Origin of the sequence: Vibrio sp. YT-15 (genome assembly GCF_033337445.1) — a bacterium.
GTDB lineage: Bacteria > Pseudomonadota > Gammaproteobacteria > Enterobacterales > Vibrionaceae > Vibrio > Vibrio alginolyticus.
Genome location: NZ_JAWOQR010000055.1, coordinates 1 through 1829 on the forward strand (window position 1 = coordinate 1; position 1829 = coordinate 1829).

Genomic DNA, 1829 nt, shown 5'->3' on the forward strand with positions numbered 1-1829 from the left:
CGCTGCTCTCGGTAATTGTGATCACGCTTGAAAATGTTAATACGCTCGCGATAAATCGTGCATTTCCAGTACTTCTCTCCTACTAAGTCGGTTAATCTGCAATCACTACAAAAATAAATAGCCATATATTTATCCGGCAAATCGATTGAATTTTGCCTTTTCGTAACGCTGCGCCGAGAAGTAAGGAAGTCTCTATGAATCTAACCATAAGAAAGCGACTGTATATTCTTTCCATCATTCCAGTACTCACCATTGCACTAGGTATGATGTGGTTCACCTATCTGCAAACTAACGCTTATAACCAACAGCAAATTGATCAGACCCACACCACCATGATGGCGATGAAAAAAGCCGAGCTGAAAAACTATGTTCAGATGGCTCGCTCGGCGATTGAACCGCTACTCAAGAAAAATGCGACATTAGAAGAAGCTCTTCCCGTTTTACGAGAGCTGGAATTTGGTGAGACGGGCTACATCTTCGGTTACAACTCCAAAGGCGTCCGTGTTGTGGTCGGCAAGAACGACAAAGGCATCGGTGAAAACTTCTATAACCTGCAAGACAAGAAAGGTAATTACCTGATTCAAGATTTGCTGAAAAACGCCAAAACGGGTGAATTCACTACCTATTACTTCCCGAAACTAGGACAAACAGAGGCGCTACCGAAATTGAGCTACTCAATGTTCATTCCTGAGTGGAATTTAATGATCGGTACCGGCTTTTACACCGATGACATTGATGCCGTCATTGCAGAAATGGAAGCTTCAGCCCATGACGCGCTCAACACGACTCTAGTGGCCATCGCGCTGTTCTGCGTTTCTATCGCTGCCGTAGTTGCTATCTTCGCCGTGTTTGTGAATCGTAGCATCATGCGACCAATCGAACAGTTTGATGCCTCGATCCAATCCTTCGCGCAAGGCGATGCCGACCTTACGGCGCGCATGCACGAATCCAACGTACCTGAGTTCAAACAGTTAGCGCACAACTTCAATATCTTTGTTGAAAGCCTGCAGGGCATCATCAAGAGCGTGACTCAAGTTGGTGAAGAAGTCGTCGCAGAAACCAACAACATGTCACAACGCGCCTCTCAAGTCGACGAACTCGCTGGCGGTCAACGTGAAGAAACCGAGCAAGTTGCCGCAGCGATGACGGAAATGACAGCCACCGCGCATGAGATTTCGAACAACGCTAACCAAGCAGCAGAATCAGCACGACACGCCGATGAAAACGCTCAACAAGCGAAACACATCGTCGATTCCGCTGCGAATTCTGTCGAAGCGCTGGCAAGCAAAGTTTCAGAGGCGAGCACTGTGATTGCCCGTTTAGAAAGCGACGTTCAAAACATCTCATCATCTTTAGAAGTGATTCAAGATATTGCCGAGCAAACTAATTTGCTTGCGCTAAACGCCGCGATTGAAGCTGCGCGAGCTGGCGATCAAGGACGTGGATTCGCGGTAGTAGCAGATGAAGTCCGCAAGCTGGCAAGCCGCACTCAAGACAGCACGGGCGATATCCATAAAATGATTGAGCAACTAAAATCTGGCTCAGATGCCGCTGTACGTGCGATGGAATCAAGCCAAGCGCGCGGTGAAGCAACGGTAGAAGAGGCGCGCGCCGCCTCGGTTGCGTTGCAAGACATTCAAGCAGCGATTGCCAACATTATGGACATGAATACGCTGATCGCCACAGCAACCGAAGAACAGAGCCAAGTGGGACAAGAAATCTCTCAACGTGTTGAGGTCATTTCGCAGCAAAGTAGTCAATCGGCAAGCCTTGCCAACCAAAACCGCTCTGGAAGCCAAAACCTCAATCACAAAGCCAACGAGCTCTAC

The 1829-nt window shown here is 48.1% G+C and carries 1 protein-coding gene; it reads left to right on the forward strand.

The features are described 5' to 3' along the window. Window positions 1-194: 194 nt before the first annotated feature. Window positions 195-1829: methyl-accepting chemotaxis protein (locus R7D93_RS25165; RefSeq protein ID WP_318129547.1), on the forward strand; the 1635-nt coding region annotated here is incomplete at its 3' end.